The organism is Candidatus Thiopontia autotrophica (assembly GCA_014384675.1).
GTDB lineage: Bacteria > Pseudomonadota > Gammaproteobacteria.
In genome coordinates this window covers 1-16,146 of the sequence record JACNFK010000021.1, presented here as the reverse complement: position 1 = coordinate 16,146, position 16,146 = coordinate 1, and the positions used below count along the sequence as shown (strand labels likewise).

The window sequence follows — 16,146 nt, the reverse complement described above, 5'->3', positions numbered from 1 at the left end:
TGGCCGCTACCTTCTTTTTAGGGGCTGCCTTTTTCTTCTTGGCCGCTACCTTCTTCTTGGGAGCCGCCTTTTTCTTCTTGGCTGCCACCTTCTTTTTAGAGGCTGCCTTTTTCTTCTTGGCTGCCACCTTCTTCTTTGCCGCCGCTTTTTTCTTCTTCTCTTCGTCTGCCATTACCGTTTCCTCTTCTTGGGTTGAACTTACCTGAATCTCTGGAGCCGCCTTCTTTAGCTTCTCGGCTGCACGACTAATAGACTTAAATACACTCTTATCATCAAAACCACCTTCAACTATCTCAAGGCGATCCTGATAAAACTTTGTAAGCGGCTCTTCAACTGACTCATACTCTCGAAGCCGGCGACTGATGGTCTCTTCACGATCGTCTACACGTCTATGTAGTCGACCACCGCATTCATCACACATCTTTTCCACAACTGGTGGGCTTGTATAAATATTAAATATTGATCCACACTCTCTACAGGTTAATCGGCCGGTCATCGACTCCATAAATTCATCATAGTCATACCTGATTAGTACAACACCTGCAAAACCTCGCCCCTGACGCAACAGAAATGCATCAACACCCTCTGCCTGGGCAGATGTTTTTGGTCCGCCTTCAAGAATAAAGCCATCCTCTACATCCTTTTCTGAGAGACGTTGATACATAACCTGAAGAACAAGATCATCATGAACAGGCTTCTTTCCCTTCTGTCCTTTCTGAATATCAAGCCCCAGCTGAGAACCACTCTCAACCTCACTCCTTAGAAGTTCGCTAACAGCAACTACTGGAACACCATATTTATCAGCCAGTTTATTCGCATATTCATCTTTCCCTGATCCTTCGGGACCAAGCAATGCCATCCTAATCATTACTTCATATTTTCCTTCATAACACTATCTATCACCCCTCAAATCAGGGAAAATTCCCAGAGAAAAAGCCCTTGGATTACTGAGGAGATCTTGATTTTTTATAATTCAATTGGTCTTGTTTATTTGTGACTGGGGCCAATTTTCTGTATAAGTTCAACCAGATATTGGTTTGTACCCCATATATATTCAGTTAACTGAAAAATGTCAATGAATTTATTGTGTTGATAACCACTTTTTGCGAACGAAATTGCAAGAAAAATTGAAATCCATGATCTCTCTGCAACTGAAATCAGCACTGTAAAGAGAGCCATGACAGAGCACTTGGGGCGACAGCCAGCTAATAAAACCTAAATATATTACTTAAAAATCAACTATTTAACAATTGTCAACAAGGAGTTAACTGAATGTCAGTAAAGAATGCTTTCTATGCACAGTCCGGTGGTGTTACCGCAGTAATCAACGCATCTGCCTGCGGTGTAATCGAAACTGCCCGCAAACACTCAGACAAAATCGGTACGGTCTACGCTGGACGTAACGGTATTATTGGAGCCCTAACTGAAGAGCTGATCGATACATCCAAAGAGTCTGATGAGAATATTGCTGCACTAAAAACGACCCCATCTGGCGGTTTTGGATCCTGTCGCTTCAAACTTAAGAGCCTCGAGGAGAACAAGCGTGAATATGAGCGCCTGATCGAGGTATTCAAGGCACATAATATCGGTTACTTCTTCTACAATGGTGGTGGCGACTCTGCAGATACCTGTTACAAGGTCTCTCAGCTCTCCGAGAAGATGGGGTTTCCGGTACAGGCAATTCATGTGCCCAAAACCGTAGATAATGATCTGCCAATTACTGACAACTGCCCAGGCTTTGGTTCAGTTGCGAAATATATTGCTGTCTCCACTCTGGAGGCCTCATATGATGTGCGTTCAATGGCTGCAACCTCTACCAAGATCTTTGTGATCGAAGTTATGGGACGTCATGCTGGCTGGATTGCTGCAGCCGGTGCACTGGTTGAGGATTACGGCATACCAGTAGTCACCCTCTTCCCCGAGGTTGAATTTAATCAGGAGAAGTTCCTGGCTGCAGTTGATGCCAAGGTCAAGGAGCATGGCTACTGCACCATCGTCGTATCTGAGGGTGCCCACTGGCCAGACGGCAAGTTCCTGGCAGAGCAGGGAACACGTGACTCCTTTGGCCATGCCCAGTTAGGTGGAGCCGCACCTGTAGTTGCAAATATCATCAAGGATGCATTGGGATACAAATTCCACTGGGCTGTTGCCGATTACCTGCAGCGTGCTGCACGCCACCTCGCATCCGCATCTGATGTGGAACAGGCCTATGCTCTTGGTGAAGCCGGGGTAAACTTTGCCCTTGATGGTGACAACTCCATCATGCCTACTGTGGTACGCACCTCAAACAATCCATATACATGGGAGATTGGCAAGGCTCCTCTATCCGAGGTAGCAAATGTAGAGAAGATGATGCCAATGGAGTTCATCTCCGAGGATGGCTTCGGTATTACCGATGGCTGCAAGGAGTACCTCTACCCACTAATGCAGGGCGAGGCTTACCCAGAATATGACGATAACGGCATGCCAAAATATGTGACCTTGGACAATGTTTCTGTCGATAAAAAGCTGGACAATTTTGAGATTTAACTTAACCGGCAGGAATCATCGGACGATCCTGTCACTATTTTTTTCAACCTTTAGGAGATTGTAATGTCCACCGAACTTTTGTTTTCACTAATCGCAGGTTTTGCTGCGATTGCCTATGGCGTTACGTCCATTCAATGGATTACTGCCAAATCAACCGGGAATGAGCGGATGCAAGAGATTGCAGCCGCCATACAGCAGGGTGCTCAAGCATATCTGACTCGCCAGTACGCTGCCATCAGTTACGTTGGTGTTGCACTGTTTGCGGTAATTGGTTTCTCTCTTGACTGGGCCACTGCCATCGGTTTTGCTGTCGGTGCAACATTCTCTGGTGCTGCCGGCTTTATTGGAATGAACATCTCTGTTCGCTCCAACTCGCGAACTGCCGAGGCTGCCAATAATGGAATCAATGCCGCTTTCCAGGTTGCCTTTCGCGGTGGTGCAATCACCGGTATGCTGGTTGTTGGTCTAGGCATCCTGGGTGTTGCTGGCTACTATGCTGTTCTTGCTGCTACAGGCATGGCGACTGAAGATATCCTTCACGCACTGGTTGGCCTGGCATTTGGCGGATCACTAATCTCCATATTTGCCCGTCTGGGTGGTGGTATCTTCACCAAGGGTGCTGATGTTGGCGCTGATATCGTGGGTAAGGTTGAGGCTGGAATCCCTGAGGATGACCCCCGTAACCCAGCTGTTATTGCCGATAATGTTGGTGATAATGTTGGTGACTGTGCCGGTATGGCTGCTGATCTCTTCGAGACCTATGCAGTAACCACTGTTGCAACCATGTTGCTAGGAATGTTGATGGTTGAGGGAAGTGATTCCGCCATCCTCTATCCTCTGGTACTTGGTGGTATCTCCATCATTGCCTCTATTGTAGGCACCTACTTTGTGAAGGTGGCCGATGGTGGCAAGATCATGAATGCCCTGTACAAGGGACTTGCAGTTGCTGGTGCAATTGCTGCGGTGGTCTTCTACCCGGTAACAACCATGATGTTTGGTGACGCATTGATCATTGATGGAGTAGAGGTTGCCTCACGCAGCATCTACTATGCGGCACTGATTGGTCTGGCACTTACCGCCGCGATGGTTGTGATTACCGAATACTACACCGCAACCGAGTATGCGCCGGTACGTGATATTGCTGAGGCATCGACCACTGGTGATGGTACAAATGTTATTGCCGGACTTGGTGTATCAATGAAATCAACTGCTGCTCCTGTTGTTGCTGTTTGTGCATCTATCTGGGGCTCATATGAGCTGGCAGGGCTATATGGAATTGCCATCGCTGCAACCTCCATGCTCTCCATGACCGGTATCATTGTTGCGCTGGACGCCTATGGCCCGATTACCGATAACGCTGGTGGTATTGCCGAGATGGCAGAGCTTCCTGAGGAGATTCGTAATATTACTGATCCTCTGGATGCTGTTGGTAACACTACAAAGGCTGTAACCAAGGGTTATGCAATCGGTTCTGCCGGCCTGGCTACACTGGTTCTATTTGCTGACTACACTCATGCTCTGGGTGGCAATGTAAACTTTGACCTCTCCAACCATATGGTAATTATTGGTCTATTCCTTGGTGGAATGATCCCTTACCTGTTTGGTGCAATGGCTATGGAGGCCGTGGGTCGTGCAGCTGGTGGTATCGTAAATGAGGTGCGCCGTCAGTTCCGGGAGATCCCTGGAATCATGGACCACCGCGCCAAGCCTGATTATGGCAAGGCAGTGGACATGCTGACCCGCTCCGCAATCAAGGAGATGATTGTTCCATCCATTCTTCCTATCGCGGCCCCTATTGTTGTAGGTCTGCTACTGGGTAAGGAGGCGCTGGGCGGCATGCTGATCGGCACCATCGTAACCGGCATCTTTATCGCGATCTCCATGACCACCGGTGGTGGTGCCTGGGATAACGCTAAAAAGTACATCGAGGATGGAAACTTTGGTGGCAAGGGATCTGATGCCCACAAGGCAGCGGTAACTGGTGACACTGTAGGTGACCCCTACAAGGACACAGCTGGTCCTGCGATCAACCCACTGATCAAGATCATCAATATTGTTGCCCTGATGATGGTGCCTCTACTGTAACGTTACAGTTACAATAATCTTCACTATTTGAAGATTCCCGAAAGGGGTACAATAAGGGCCGGGAAACCGGCCCTTTTTTATGGCTGATAATTGTTATATTGCAATTTTCCAAAAAATAATGGGGTCCTGTGGGAAACAACCATAACTAGCAAACAATAGTTAACAGCAATATAGGAGTATCATTTTATGAATCTGGATCGAGTATCTACCGGAAAAAACATTCCTGAAGAGATCAATGTCATTATTGAGATACCGGCCAATGCGGATCCGGTCAAATATGAGGTTGATAAGGAGACCGGTGCAATGTTTGTTGATCGCTTTATGAACACAGCCATGCACTATCCATGTAACTATGGTTATGTCCCTCACACCCTCTCAGATGACGGAGATCCAGTCGATGTTCTGGTGGTGACCCCATACCCCATAATTAGCGGCTCCGTAATCCGCTGTCGCCCTGTAGGAGTTCTACAGATGACTGATGAGGCAGGGGCTGATGCCAAGGTTCTGGCTGTTCCGGTATCCAAGCTATGCTCAATCTACAAGAATGCCAAAAGCCCTGAGGATGTCTCTCCAGTGCTACTGGAGAAGATCTCCCACTTCTTTGAACACTATAAAGATCTGGAAGAGGGCAAGTGGGTCAAGATTGATGGCTGGGAGGGTGCCGAGTCTGCCCATAAAGAGATCCTGGATAGTATTGAGAGATTCCAGAACGCACCTGAGAAGCCTAATTTCTAGTGAAAATCTGCATCATCTCTGATAGCCATGATCAGATAGATCTATTTCACTCAGCCCTGGCTGATGCCAAAGAGCGTGGAGCAGAGCTAGTGCTGCATTGTGGTGATGTTGTAGCCCCTTATACCCTAAAAAAGGCAAATCAGTTTGGTCTTCCTATCCATGTAATCCATGGCAATAATAAGGGCGATATAGCGGTTATGGGGAAACTGTCTCAAAATCCAGACAGTCTAATTAATTACCACGGTAGAGACGCATCTCTGGAGATTAATGGAAGAATGATTTTTATGGTCCATTTTCCAGATTATGCCGAGGCTCTGGCACTTACTGGAAAGTGGGATCTGATCTGCTGTGGGCACAATCACCGCTGCAAGATTGAATCAATAGAACATAATTCCAGCAACAATAATAAAACCACTCTACTGGTTAACCCCGGCAGCTCATCTGGAATGGATCGTGTTCAGCCAACATATATATTTGGTGATCTTGAGACAATGAAGTTCAAGATTGTGGATATTCCTGAGCCAGATCTACCGCCATACAGAAGGCCCTAAGAAAAAAGGGCACTCATGTCTCCATGAGCACCCTTTCCAGAGGTCCCCCCTCTTCACAAACTATTCACTAAAATGGGCTAAAGCGTGAGAACATCCCTCGCGGTGAGAGACCACGATTCATTGACCCCATCTCCCGGGTCATATGGAAAGTGCTGTTGGCCATATTCTGAGTTGATTGGTCTAGATTGTTCATGCTGGCCAACATTGGCTCCAGGGTCTGCATGTGGCCGGTAATCTGCTGCATATTTGTATTAATATTGTTCATACTGACAGTGACTGCCTCGATATTTCCATCAATTGCATTAATGTTACGCGACATCACCTCAACATTACCTGACATGCTCTCTACACCATCAACCATTTTTGCCATATGCTGCCCCATATATGGGTCAATACTGGTAGACATAACCTGAATGTTACGGGCTATGTGGGACATATCCTGAGTAAGATGGTAGATCATGTAGAAACCATAGATTGAGAGTACGCAGAATGCGAACAGAGCCGGATATACCACCATCTCCCAGCGTCTGGCACTCTTCTCGAAACAGCTGGCAAAACGTTCGAGTGGTTGTCCATCCAGAGAGACTGTTCCTGGTTCAATACCCATTGATTCACCCAGTTTCTCATCACTCATCTTTGTATCTTCTGACATAAATAAATCCTGTCCCGTTAATAGTTCGCGCACTTTAGCACGTTTTTTGAAAAAGAAAAAATAGCTGTAGTCTAAAATTAGAAAGTTCTAACTTACTGTTTTTTTAACATTTGCCGGGCAAGGCTGGCTGATAGCTGATCGGCCATTGCAGGGTCGATCCCGCGGATAACCGTCAGGATCTTCTCTGCCTCATCAGCCCTGTCAGCCAGGGTAAGAGCAACAGCTGCCCTGCCAAATGCTCTGACTGCCCTGGTCCAATCCTTCTTGGCATAGTAGATATTTCCCAATTCTCCCCAGCCATCTGGATTCATCGGCTCCTCCTGCAGAAGAGAGCGATAACTCTCTACAGCAAGCTCGTAATCACCCTCCCAGAACGCCTGTCGTCCACGATTCCAGAGCCACTGCAGCTCTGACTCCTCCTCCAGGCTCTCTATATGCCAGACATCAGAGCGTTTCTTCTCTGCGGTGATACCGTACGGATCGCTGCCAATTGACTTGCTGGATAACGGGCTAAACTGCTCTGCAAGCTTCTCCATGGGCTCTTTCATGGCAATAACCTGTTCCGCCGTTATTGGCATATCATCCATCATCTCTGATAGAGATATGGTGGGTTGTTTTTTCTCCAGACCCAACACCTCATCCAGGGCTGGAGGCTCAGATGGTTGCCCGATAGCACTGCCCTCTTCCACCGCAATCTTTTCTGGTTCTGGCTCCGTTGCTGCAACGGGAGGTTCTGCTATCTTTGACTCATCTATGGAGGCACTGTTTTGTGTATCTTCCTTAAAAATACGAGACTTAAGTTCAGAGACCGGCAGAGGTTTATTATCCTCATCTTCGGGCTCAACCGTTATTGCCAGAGAAGGCTCTTCTTTCTCATGCTCATCCTGGTGAATCTCTTCCGTATCGTGGTGACCAAAAATTGAGGACCACTCCTCCTGAATGCTATCCCTCTCCAGATAACCAATCACACCCAATCCAACAATTACTCCTGGAAGGATAGATGCGAGCATTCTGATCAAGATTTTCATATCAACTTCCTGTCTCTATGGGTGACTAAATAGGCGATAACAAAATTTGGTGGCAAAGTATAACAGTCTCATGGCCACTCTGGAAAACCGGCTGACTGGTCACTATCTGTCTGCTCAACCATGCGGTAGTTGTATGGTATGGAGAAGAGTGATGAGGGTGGGCGGGCAATCTGAATATTGCTCAGCTGTAGAGCAGCCCCATCATTTAGCTCAATTCGAACTGGGTACTGAATAGTTGGGTCATACCAGGCGGAGACTCCAATACTGAGATCACCAAACCCAAGCTCCGCACTCCAATGCTCGGTTACCCTACCATCTATCTCTTTCTCTCCCCTGTAGCCACATTCAAGAAGCATCATCTCCGCACAAAAACGGGCTGGATCACGTGGCACAGCAAGTGCTTCCTGTTGATAATACTCCTTTGAGCCTGGCTCCAACACATAGGCAATCCCGCGAAACATATCGGTAATACGGATCACTTCACTATCTGAACTCTTTCTCTCTTCTCTGATTGAATCATTGGCAACAAAGATACGCCCGCTGGATTGCAGTAACTTATGGTCATCAAAATAGGTGACATCTGCAGAAAACTCCGTCAATGCTTCAGCGGCTGTCGCTATACCGCTGAGTACAATGAGGAGTGTTTTTGCAAACAGTGATATCTTACTGGAACCCAAAATATTGGACCGGACTTCTCATCTGCGGGATCAAGGCCAGCGGATCCATTGCGTTAGCCCTTCTTACACCAAGCGCATACTCTGGCATAAATGATGGGTAATAAACCGGAGGTTGCTGACTCCATCTGTGGTCACGATACTCCTCCTCTCTTGACAGATTGTCTGCCTCACGAGCCATCGCCTCCATATCAAGGTCACTTGACTCAAACTCATCCAGCATCACCTCCTGAAATGGCGTATTTGCAGCAGAAAGTGAACTATGGTCTGCCGTTTGATTAGCTACACACGGCTGCATCTGCTGCTCTACAGGCTCCTCATTTAGTAGCTGATGGAGCTTTCCCTGCTGAATCTCGCCAAGCGCCCAGACATCTGCACGCTGCTGCTCCATTCCATTGATTCCAACTGACTGTAACGTCTCTTGAGATCCATTTCCCAAGCTCCATTCCGGATCAATCTCACTCAACTCCTCATCTCTGAACCTGCCAGCACTCACCTCTTCACCACTCTGTGGAGAGTATGAGGCATTAATTACTGGAAGCTCTTCATCCTGACGATACATCGCAAATTCTGCCTGAGGAGTATCTGACATACCATCTTCCACCACCTCTGTAGGGACACCAAAATCAAAGTGTCCTCCATATGGCCCCATCGGAGCCGGTGCAACCCATGAAACATCTGCAACCGCAGTGCCGCTTGCTGCCATAAGACCAAGAACCACCCCAAACCTTTTCTGACTCATAGTGCCCTCTCCTTTAGTTTAGAAAAAATCATGTTGCTACAGCCACTTCTTTATCATCCTCACCCCGACTAGCATTCTCAAGAACTGATGGGGGTGGAGTACCATCCGGATACAGAGCATCTCCTGCGCTCAGGCACCCCATAGGAATAATGATCAGGGTCAACAGTGTGGAGACCACTACACCAAATAGCAGTGCCACCGCCATGCCCTGAAAAATTGGGTCGGTAAGAATTACGCTGGAGCCACCAACCAACGCCAATGCAGTAATAATGATTGGGCGCATTCTCGCTTTTCCGGAACAGATAACCGCAGAGACAGGATCTTTACCTGACATCAATTCAAGCTGGGCAAAATCGACCAGCAGAATTGAGTTGCGTACAATAATTCCAGCTAACGCAATAAACCCAATCATTGAGGTTGCGGTAAATTCAGCCCCCATAATCCAGTGCCCCGGGACAATTCCAACCATTGTCAGCGGAATTGGTGCCATGATGACCAGTGGGATGACAAAGTTTCCAAACTGCCAGACGACCAGTATGTAAATCATCACCAGCGCCAGACCGAAGGCTATTCCCATATCACGGAAAGTTACATAGGTGACATGCCACTCACCATCCCACTTGAACCCTGACTTGAATGTCTCTTCTGGGGCCGAGATCCAGCCGCCCTCAATCTTCTCCCCCTGAGGCGTACGGAAATCCCTCTCCTCCATAATCCGCTCCAGATCAAACATCGCGTAGAGAGGTGCCGGCAGATCATTAACTGCATCACCCACCACATACTCCACGGCTCGCAGATCTTTATGGTATATCACGGGATCTTCCATAAAGGTCTCGAAGTGCCCAAGCTCACCCAATGAGACTGTGCTTTGCCCTCCCATTGTAGGAATAGGAAGATCAGAGAGGCTGACAATCTGTGAACGCACAGCCAGCGGAACCTCCATGGTAATTATTGTTGGCTCTCGAGTCTTGCCCTGCTTCACATCCCCCAGAGGTATCGACCCCATTGCCATGGAGAGGTTGCGGTTAATGGTCTCGACAGAGATCCCGCGACGATTTGCCTTCTCGGTATCCACCACAAAATGGAGCACTTGATGAGGATCATTCATATAGTTATCAACATCCTCCATTATAGGAGAGCTGTTAAAGATATCTGTCAGTTCAGCTGCCATGACGCGTCGTGTATGGGCATCAGGGCCATATATTTCAGCCACTACAGATTGCAGAACTGGTGGTCCTGGTGGGACCTCTGCAATCGTGATCCGTGCATTAGCCTTTTCTGCAATCGGCTTCAGTAGATCTCGGACCGCCATGGCAATCTCATGGCTACTGCGTTCACGCTCATTTTTATGGACCAGCTGGATCGAGATGGTTGCCATCCAGGGGTACTCTTGCAGATAGTAGTGACGAACCAGACCATTAAAATTAAACGGAGCTGCAACCCCAGAGTATGTCTGCAGTGCAGTAGACTCTGGAACCGCCTTCTCAATTACTGTAGCCATCTTTCGTGCCATGTTGGCAGTTACCGGTAGCGCAGTGCCGGTTGGCATACGAATCATCACATCAAACTCTGACTTGTTGTCGTAGGGCAACATCTTGGTCTTTACCCCATGGGTATAGAAGAGGGAGACAGAGATGAAGAAGCTGGCAATAATTGCAAACAGGACAAACCATCCAAGCACACGATTCTCGACCATTGGACGGATAAGTCCATCATAAAAATTCCCTATCCTCTCCTGTGACTTGTGCTCCTTCTCCTCGGCCGCCTTTAGTGCCTTCATAGATGGACGGAACTTCATGGTGAGCCATGGAGTAAATATAAATGCCGCAAATAGTGAGAATGCCATTGCTGCAGAGCCCAACACAGGAATTGGAGCCATGTAGGGGCCCATCATCCCGGTTACTGCGCCCATTGGCAGTAGTGCTGCAATTACCGTCAGGGTTGCCAGAATGGTTGGATTACCCACCTCACGAGTCGCATCAATTGCAGTCTCCTCATCCATCTCATTCTTCATTAACCAGCGGCGATAGATATTCTCGACCACAACAATGGCATCATCTACCAAAATACCAATAGAGAAGATCAGTGCAAATAGACTTACCCTGTTAATGCTGTAATCCAGCATATAGGCCGAAAATACAGTCAGCAGAATAACCACCGGAATTACGATTGTTACCACCACAGCGGGGCGCCACCCCAGGCTTAGATAGATCAATACTGTTACCGCCAACGTTGCAACCACCAGCTTGAATAGTAGTTCATCAACCTTGTCTTTGGCTGTTGCTCCATAGTTACGGGTTACATCCACATGAATATTTGATGGAATCAGGACCCCCTTAAGCTCCTCAACCTTGGCCAGGATTGCGTTGGCAACGGGAACTGCATTACTACCCTCTTTTTTGGCCACCGCAATAGTTACCGCCGGGAGCCCTCTGGCATCATAGCCCCCCTGATAACCATCCCCGGTATAAAACTCAACCATCCCCTTGGCCTCTTCCGGCCCCTGATAGACACTGGCAATATCTCGCACATAAACCGGCATGTCATTGTGGACACCAATGATCAGATTGGAGATCTGTTTGGCAGTATGGAGGAATGAGCCGGTATATACCTTGAAGTTAAGATTTCCCGCCTCAGAGTTACCTGCAGCCTGCTCTCCATTGGCGGTACGGATAGTATTTGCAATCTGATCCAGACTAATTCCATATCCTGACAGACGCTCCGGCATCACCTCAATTCTTACCTGGGTGCGGCGCCCCCCAACAATAAATGCCTCGCCTGTATCGGGAATAGTCTCCAGGATATGTAGCACATCCGTTGAGAGTGAACGTATAGCGCTATCATCCACCTCGTCTGACCATAACGTCAGGTTAACAATTGGTACATCATCAATACCCTTAGCCTTAACCAATGGCTGCCCAACTCCGGGCGGAATGCGATCCTGATTTGCGGAAAGTTTGTTATAGACCTTCACCAATGAGGGGATAACCTGCTCCCCAACCACGAACTGTACTGTGACCACACCCATACCACGCTGGGTTGCGGAGTAGACATGTTTAACCCCGGGGATCTCGCTCATGATCAGTTCCAGCGGTTCAATGGCAATACCGGAGAGCTGTTCTGCGTGGATGCCTGGTGCCTGTACAAATAGATCCACCATTGGAACTGAGATCTGGGGATCCTCCTGACGAGGAGTCAACATCAACCCAAGAAATCCCATAGCCAACATTGCAAAAAGGAGTAGTGGGGATAGAGGAGAGTGGATGAACGCCTTTGCCATCCCTCCCGCAAGACCGAGAGATTGTTTACTCATATCAAATTCTCCCGCTAGAAGCGTCGATTACCTTCGCCACTACCCCATCCGGTTGCTGATGGAGAGACAATTAACTGCTCCCCTACCACCAGGCCAGAGAGGATAGTCACATGCTTGTTGTCCACCAGCTCTCCCACTCGTACTACTCGCAACTCAGGCTCTCCTGACTCATCCAACACAAATACTGCCGGCAGAGTTCCTCTCCACAACAGTGATGAGGTCGGGATCACCGGATAACTTGATACCGGCGCCTGCATGTCAGGAATCATTATTTCAGAGTACATGCCAGGTGCAGCAGGGCTACCCTTTGGCAGATCAAATTTTACCTTCACACTATGTCGCATCATGTCGGCACTAGGGTAGATTTGTGCCACCCGCACATCCAGACGCACTCCACCAACATCAAGTTTGGCGGGCAGTACCATACCCTCTTCGAGACCAGAGACGAGTCTGGCAGGAACCTCAACCAGCAGTTGCAGACGATCAACATCGGCAAACTGAACCAGGGGCTGGCCCGGCTGCACCGTATCACCGATCTCAACCATTTTTCTCATGATTATTCCCGAGAATGGTGCAATGGATTTTGCATTACGAATCTGCGCATCTAGCTGCTTGAGCTGTGCATCGGCCTGAATTACTGCGGCCTGTGCCGACTCCACCTGGGTCTGCTGTGAGAAGATGTCTGAGTAACGCTCAAAATCAGGATCACCCTCACCAAAACCGGATGAGCGCATGGGATCTGTGAACATCCTCATCATGCTTGGCAACCCACCCATCATGGCATCACCCTGATAATTTGGAGAGATAATCGCCTTGTTGTACTGCACATCAGCATTTCGCAGAGAGGCCTCTGCAATTCTCATTTGTGCCGCAATCTCCTGACGTTTCGCCAGCAAGGTGTCATCATCAATTTCTACCAGCACCTCCCCATCTTCAAATCGGTCGCCCTCTTTTCCCGCAATTGACTCAATACTGCCAGGCAGCTCTGCATTGAGAGTCACCATTTTGTAGGGGACAATTGTTCCTCCAAGAGTAACGCTGATTCCAGTACGGGCAGAGCCAATCGTAATGACATTATCAAGTGATCCATCTCTCTCTTCTGCAGAGCTTGTACCCCCTTGCGACTCCTCGTCTGCCGCAAAAACATAAAAACCCACCGCTAGTGCCGCCACCATAGAAAAGAGGTTTTTCGATAACATCATATTAAACTTTCTCGTTGTAAAATTGACTGCTCCCCCTCACCGCAAGATGAGGAGGAGCAATAAACTGTGACATAAAGCCTTTAGACACGACCCATTACAGTAAATGTCTTGATAAATGGAGCTGCCATTTTTGGGTTTTTGACCATGGCGCCGTAATCACCCACAGCGAATTTCAGCTTGCCTGTTGTATAGGCTGTTCCCAGACCCATCATGCCTGGCGCTTTTTTCATCCACTTGGCCCAGTGATCTTCAGAACAACGGAGATCCCAGTTCATATCTTCACCATTGTAACTGCCTGCTGAAACAACCTTTCCATCCTCTACCTTCAATACACCTCGTGGCTGATCCTCCCCCTGGACACCGTAAGCAATCGTAGAGTTGAAATTGATCTCACTCAATGCATCGGTCAAGCCTGACTCATTGTTCCACTCACCCATAAATGTGTTCATCCACTCCTCAGAAAATAGCTCTGCCATTTTTTTCTCCTTTGATCTTCCTTGAAAATACCTCATTTAAGAGGCAAAAAAGTCCCGGCTGGAACATGCCTCATACTATAGTGAAAAAGGGTAAAAATAGGAAGCAAAAACAGCTTAAATTACGCAAAAAACGCAACATATAGTGTAATCGACCAATTAACACACACTATATATAGTGTTAGGAAGCTGTGGATAACTTATGGATAATCAGGTGAAAACAGCCTGTTTTATCTGCAAATCATGGAGATGTAGATTTCAATAAAACTATTGAATGTGTGTCTGCTATCTCTATGCAGGAGTATTATGCTCCACCCAGCGTTCACCCTCTTCAAGCTGCTCTTTTTTCCAGAATGGGGCACGTGATTTGAGCTCCTCAATCAAGAAACGGGCCGCCTCAAAGGCAACTCCACGATGTGCCGACCAGGCCGCAACAAGCACAATTGGATCATTAGGCATCATTGCACCAACACGGTGAATAATAAGCGTATCGAGCACCTCCCAACGCTCTGCCGCCTCCTGCGAGATCTTCTCCAGATAGCTGTCGGTCATCCCCGGATAGTGCTCCAGAAACATCCCGCTGACACCATCACCCTCATTGAACTCACGCATAGTCCCGGAGAATACAGTTGCTGCGCCATACTGCCCTGCGTGAACAGGATCCAGCACCTCCTTTTCGTAACGCTGGATCTCCTCCCAGGGGGAGAATGGATTCTCACGAATTTCAATCATTACAATTAACCCCCTGTAACCGGAGGGAAAAATGCAACCTCATCCCCATCTGCTACCGGGGTGTCAGCATCCGAATATTCCATGTTTCGAGCCATCAGCAGATTGGCAGGGCGCTCCTTGCCATCAGCAATCTTCTCCCATACCTCTCCAATAGTTGAGACCTCGGATGGCTCAAGTTGAGCACCCTCTCGTCCCATCTCTTCCCGTAGACTCGCAAAAAAGCGTACCTGTATCATTCTGTTTCTCTTGTAGAGTATAAAGATATAGATGTTACCTCATGATGCTCAGAAGGTGAATCGTGCTTTCTGGGGCACTCTCTTGCCTTACGGCAACTCACCTTGTAGTCTCTAACTTTTACCAACACCTCAAACAATGGGGTCAGGCTTGCTTTATTGTCGTTATTCTCAAGTAACGACAATAAAGCAAGCCTGACCCCATAATAAGGAAAACAGAGATGAGCGAGCTAACCCACTTTAATGCCTCCGGCGAGGCCCATATGGTCGATGTCGGGGCCAAGGATGTCACCCTGCGGGTTGCCGTAACCGAGGGGAGAATTTCCATGTTTCCATCAACCCTGGAACATATCCTCAAGGGAGACCACAAAAAAGGTGATGTACTTGGTATCGCCCGTGTTGCCGGGATTATGGCTGCGAAAAAGACTGCCGACCTGATTCCACTCTGTCACCCACTGGCCCTGACCCATGTGGAAATTGATCTAACCCCCCTTCCTGACGAGAATGCCGTGCACTGCCTGGCGACAGTCGAGACCCGTGGCCAGACCGGGGTCGAGATGGAGGCACTCACTGCCACTCAGGTTGCCCTACTTACAATCTATGATATGTGCAAGGCTGTAGATCGCGGCATGGAGATGGGCGGCGTCAGACTGCTGGAAAAAAAAGGTGGAAAATCAGGGCATTGGAAGCGTGAAGATTAGCTATAAATCTCACTTCCGCCTTCGGTAAACTCCTTCGACTTCTCCTCCATCCCTTGCTGCTGGGCAGCAAAATCGCGTACCTCCTGACTGATCTTCATTGAACAGAATTTGGGGCCACACATCGAACAGAAGTGGGCCACCTTGGCTGACTCCTTTGGCAGGGTTGCATCATGGAACTCAACTGCCCGCTCCGGATCAAGTGCCAGGGCGAACTGGTCATGCCAGCGGAACTCAAAGCGCGCCTTGCTCATCGCATTATCCCGAACCTGCGCACCCGGATGTCCTTTTGCCAGATCTGCCGCGTGAGCTGCAATCTTGTAGGTGACGATTCCCTCTCGAACATCCTCCTTGTCCGGTAGCCCCAGATGCTCTTTTGGAGTTACGTAGCAGAGCATTGCCGTGCCGTACCAACCGATCATTGCGGCACCAATTGCGGAGGTTATGTGGTCGTATCCAGGGGCGATATCACTTACCAGCGGCCCCAGGGTATAGAATG

16 protein-coding genes are annotated in these 16,146 nt (G+C 48.4%); 5 read left to right on the top strand and 11 right to left on the bottom strand.

What is annotated here, in order from left to right; genetic code table 11:
- On the bottom strand, positions 1–868 hold an 868-nt coding region (locus H8D24_02885; protein ID MBC8519337.1), incomplete at its 3' end, for a nucleoside monophosphate kinase.
- 404 nt (positions 869–1,272) lie between these two features.
- Here H8D24_02885 and H8D24_02880 point away from each other — a divergent pair.
- The 4 genes from H8D24_02880 to H8D24_02865 all read left to right on the top strand — a co-directional run bounded on the left by H8D24_02880 (position 1,273) and on the right by H8D24_02865 (position 5,900).
- Complete coding sequence (locus H8D24_02880; protein ID MBC8519336.1) at positions 1,273–2,529, top strand: 6-phosphofructokinase; 1,257 nt, start codon at positions 1,273–1,275, stop codon at positions 2,527–2,529.
- A gap of 63 nt (positions 2,530–2,592) precedes the next feature.
- Positions 2,593–4,614, top strand: a complete 2,022-nt coding sequence (locus H8D24_02875; protein ID MBC8519335.1) for a sodium-translocating pyrophosphatase — start codon at positions 2,593–2,595, stop codon at positions 4,612–4,614.
- A gap of 186 nt (positions 4,615–4,800) precedes the next feature.
- A complete protein-coding gene (gene ppa, locus H8D24_02870; GenBank protein ID MBC8519334.1) occupies positions 4,801–5,349 on the top strand; it encodes an inorganic diphosphatase in 549 nt (182 codons plus the stop codon).
- Complete coding sequence (locus tag H8D24_02865) at positions 5,349–5,900, top strand: metallophosphoesterase family protein (GenBank protein ID MBC8519333.1); 552 nt, start codon at positions 5,349–5,351, stop codon at positions 5,898–5,900. The genes ppa and H8D24_02865 overlap by 1 nt, the downstream gene beginning before the upstream one ends.
- 67 nt (positions 5,901–5,967) lie before the next feature.
- Here the strand turns inward: H8D24_02865 and H8D24_02860 are convergent, their stop codons facing one another.
- From H8D24_02860 to H8D24_02820, 9 genes are all read right to left on the bottom strand, one after another.
- Positions 5,968–6,552, bottom strand: coding sequence for a methyl-accepting chemotaxis protein (locus H8D24_02860; GenBank protein MBC8519332.1), 585 nt, complete (start codon positions 6,550–6,552; stop codon positions 5,968–5,970).
- Between the two features lie 92 nt (positions 6,553–6,644).
- On the bottom strand, positions 6,645–7,580 hold the full coding sequence (locus H8D24_02855; GenBank protein ID MBC8519331.1) for a hypothetical protein: 936 nt from the start codon (positions 7,578–7,580) through the stop codon (positions 6,645–6,647).
- A 68-nt stretch (positions 7,581–7,648) separates the two neighbouring features.
- Positions 7,649–8,179 carry a hypothetical protein gene (locus H8D24_02850; GenBank protein MBC8519330.1) on the bottom strand — a complete coding sequence of 177 codons (531 nt, stop codon included), beginning with the start codon at positions 8,177–8,179 and terminating at the stop codon, positions 7,649–7,651.
- Between the two features lie 64 nt (positions 8,180–8,243).
- Entirely contained in the window at positions 8,244–8,996 is a 753-nt protein-coding gene (locus H8D24_02845) for a hypothetical protein (GenBank protein ID MBC8519329.1), read from the bottom strand.
- Between the two features lie 28 nt (positions 8,997–9,024).
- A complete protein-coding gene (locus H8D24_02840; protein MBC8519328.1) occupies positions 9,025–12,309 on the bottom strand; it encodes an efflux RND transporter permease subunit in 3,285 nt (1,094 codons plus the stop codon).
- A gap of 14 nt (positions 12,310–12,323) precedes the next feature.
- A complete protein-coding gene (locus H8D24_02835) occupies positions 12,324–13,484 on the bottom strand; it encodes an efflux RND transporter periplasmic adaptor subunit (protein MBC8519327.1) in 1,161 nt (386 codons plus the stop codon).
- A gap of 107 nt (positions 13,485–13,591) precedes the next feature.
- The gene (locus H8D24_02830; GenBank protein MBC8519326.1) at positions 13,592–13,987 is read right to left on the bottom strand and encodes an SCP-2 sterol transfer family protein; all 396 of its coding nucleotides are present in this window, start codon (positions 13,985–13,987) and stop codon (positions 13,592–13,594) included.
- Between the two features lie 288 nt (positions 13,988–14,275).
- A complete protein-coding gene (locus tag H8D24_02825; GenBank protein MBC8519325.1) occupies positions 14,276–14,716 on the bottom strand; it encodes a molybdenum cofactor biosynthesis protein MoaE in 441 nt (146 codons plus the stop codon).
- 5 nt (positions 14,717–14,721) lie between these two features.
- Positions 14,722–14,952 (bottom strand): MoaD/ThiS family protein, encoded by a 231-nt coding sequence (locus tag H8D24_02820; protein ID MBC8519324.1) that lies wholly within the window; start codon positions 14,950–14,952, stop codon positions 14,722–14,724.
- A gap of 218 nt (positions 14,953–15,170) precedes the next feature.
- On the opposite strand from H8D24_02820, the gene moaC reads away from it, so the two are divergent.
- Positions 15,171–15,650 (top strand): cyclic pyranopterin monophosphate synthase MoaC, encoded by a 480-nt coding sequence (gene moaC, locus H8D24_02815; protein MBC8519323.1) that lies wholly within the window; start codon positions 15,171–15,173, stop codon positions 15,648–15,650.
- On the opposite strand, the gene H8D24_02810 is transcribed toward moaC, so the two are convergent.
- On the bottom strand, positions 15,647–16,146 hold a 500-nt coding region (locus H8D24_02810), incomplete at its 5' end, for a phosphomethylpyrimidine synthase ThiC (protein ID MBC8519322.1). The two genes, moaC and H8D24_02810, sit on opposite strands and share 4 nt — an antisense overlap.

What these genes read in the sequence shown, in the direction of transcription:
- H8D24_02880 (MBC8519336.1), top strand. Translation starts at nt 1,273, where the DNA reads ATGTCAGTAAAGAATGCTTTCTATGCACAGTCCGGTGGTGTTACCGCA.
- H8D24_02875 (MBC8519335.1), top strand. Translation starts at nt 2,593, where the DNA reads ATGTCCACCGAACTTTTGTTTTCACTAATCGCAGGTTTTGCTGCGATT.
- ppa (MBC8519334.1), top strand. Translation starts at nt 4,801, where the DNA reads ATGAATCTGGATCGAGTATCTACCGGAAAAAACATTCCTGAAGAGATC.
- H8D24_02860 (MBC8519332.1), bottom strand. Translation starts at nt 6,552, where the DNA reads ATGTCAGAAGATACAAAGATGAGTGATGAGAAACTGGGTGAATCAATG.
- H8D24_02855 (MBC8519331.1), bottom strand. Translation starts at nt 7,580, where the DNA reads ATGAAAATCTTGATCAGAATGCTCGCATCTATCCTTCCAGGAGTAATT.
- H8D24_02845 (MBC8519329.1), bottom strand. Translation starts at nt 8,996, where the DNA reads ATGAGTCAGAAAAGGTTTGGGGTGGTTCTTGGTCTTATGGCAGCAAGC.
- H8D24_02840 (MBC8519328.1), bottom strand. Translation starts at nt 12,309, where the DNA reads ATGAGTAAACAATCTCTCGGTCTTGCGGGAGGGATGGCAAAGGCGTTC.
- H8D24_02835 (MBC8519327.1), bottom strand. Translation starts at nt 13,484, where the DNA reads ATGGTGGCGGCACTAGCGGTGGGTTTTTATGTTTTTGCGGCAGACGAG.
- H8D24_02830 (MBC8519326.1), bottom strand. Translation starts at nt 13,987, where the DNA reads ATGGCAGAGCTATTTTCTGAGGAGTGGATGAACACATTTATGGGTGAG.
- H8D24_02825 (MBC8519325.1), bottom strand. Translation starts at nt 14,716, where the DNA reads ATGATTGAAATTCGTGAGAATCCATTCTCCCCCTGGGAGGAGATCCAG.
- H8D24_02820 (MBC8519324.1), bottom strand. Translation starts at nt 14,952, where the DNA reads ATGATACAGGTACGCTTTTTTGCGAGTCTACGGGAAGAGATGGGACGA.
- moaC (MBC8519323.1), top strand. Translation starts at nt 15,171, where the DNA reads ATGAGCGAGCTAACCCACTTTAATGCCTCCGGCGAGGCCCATATGGTC.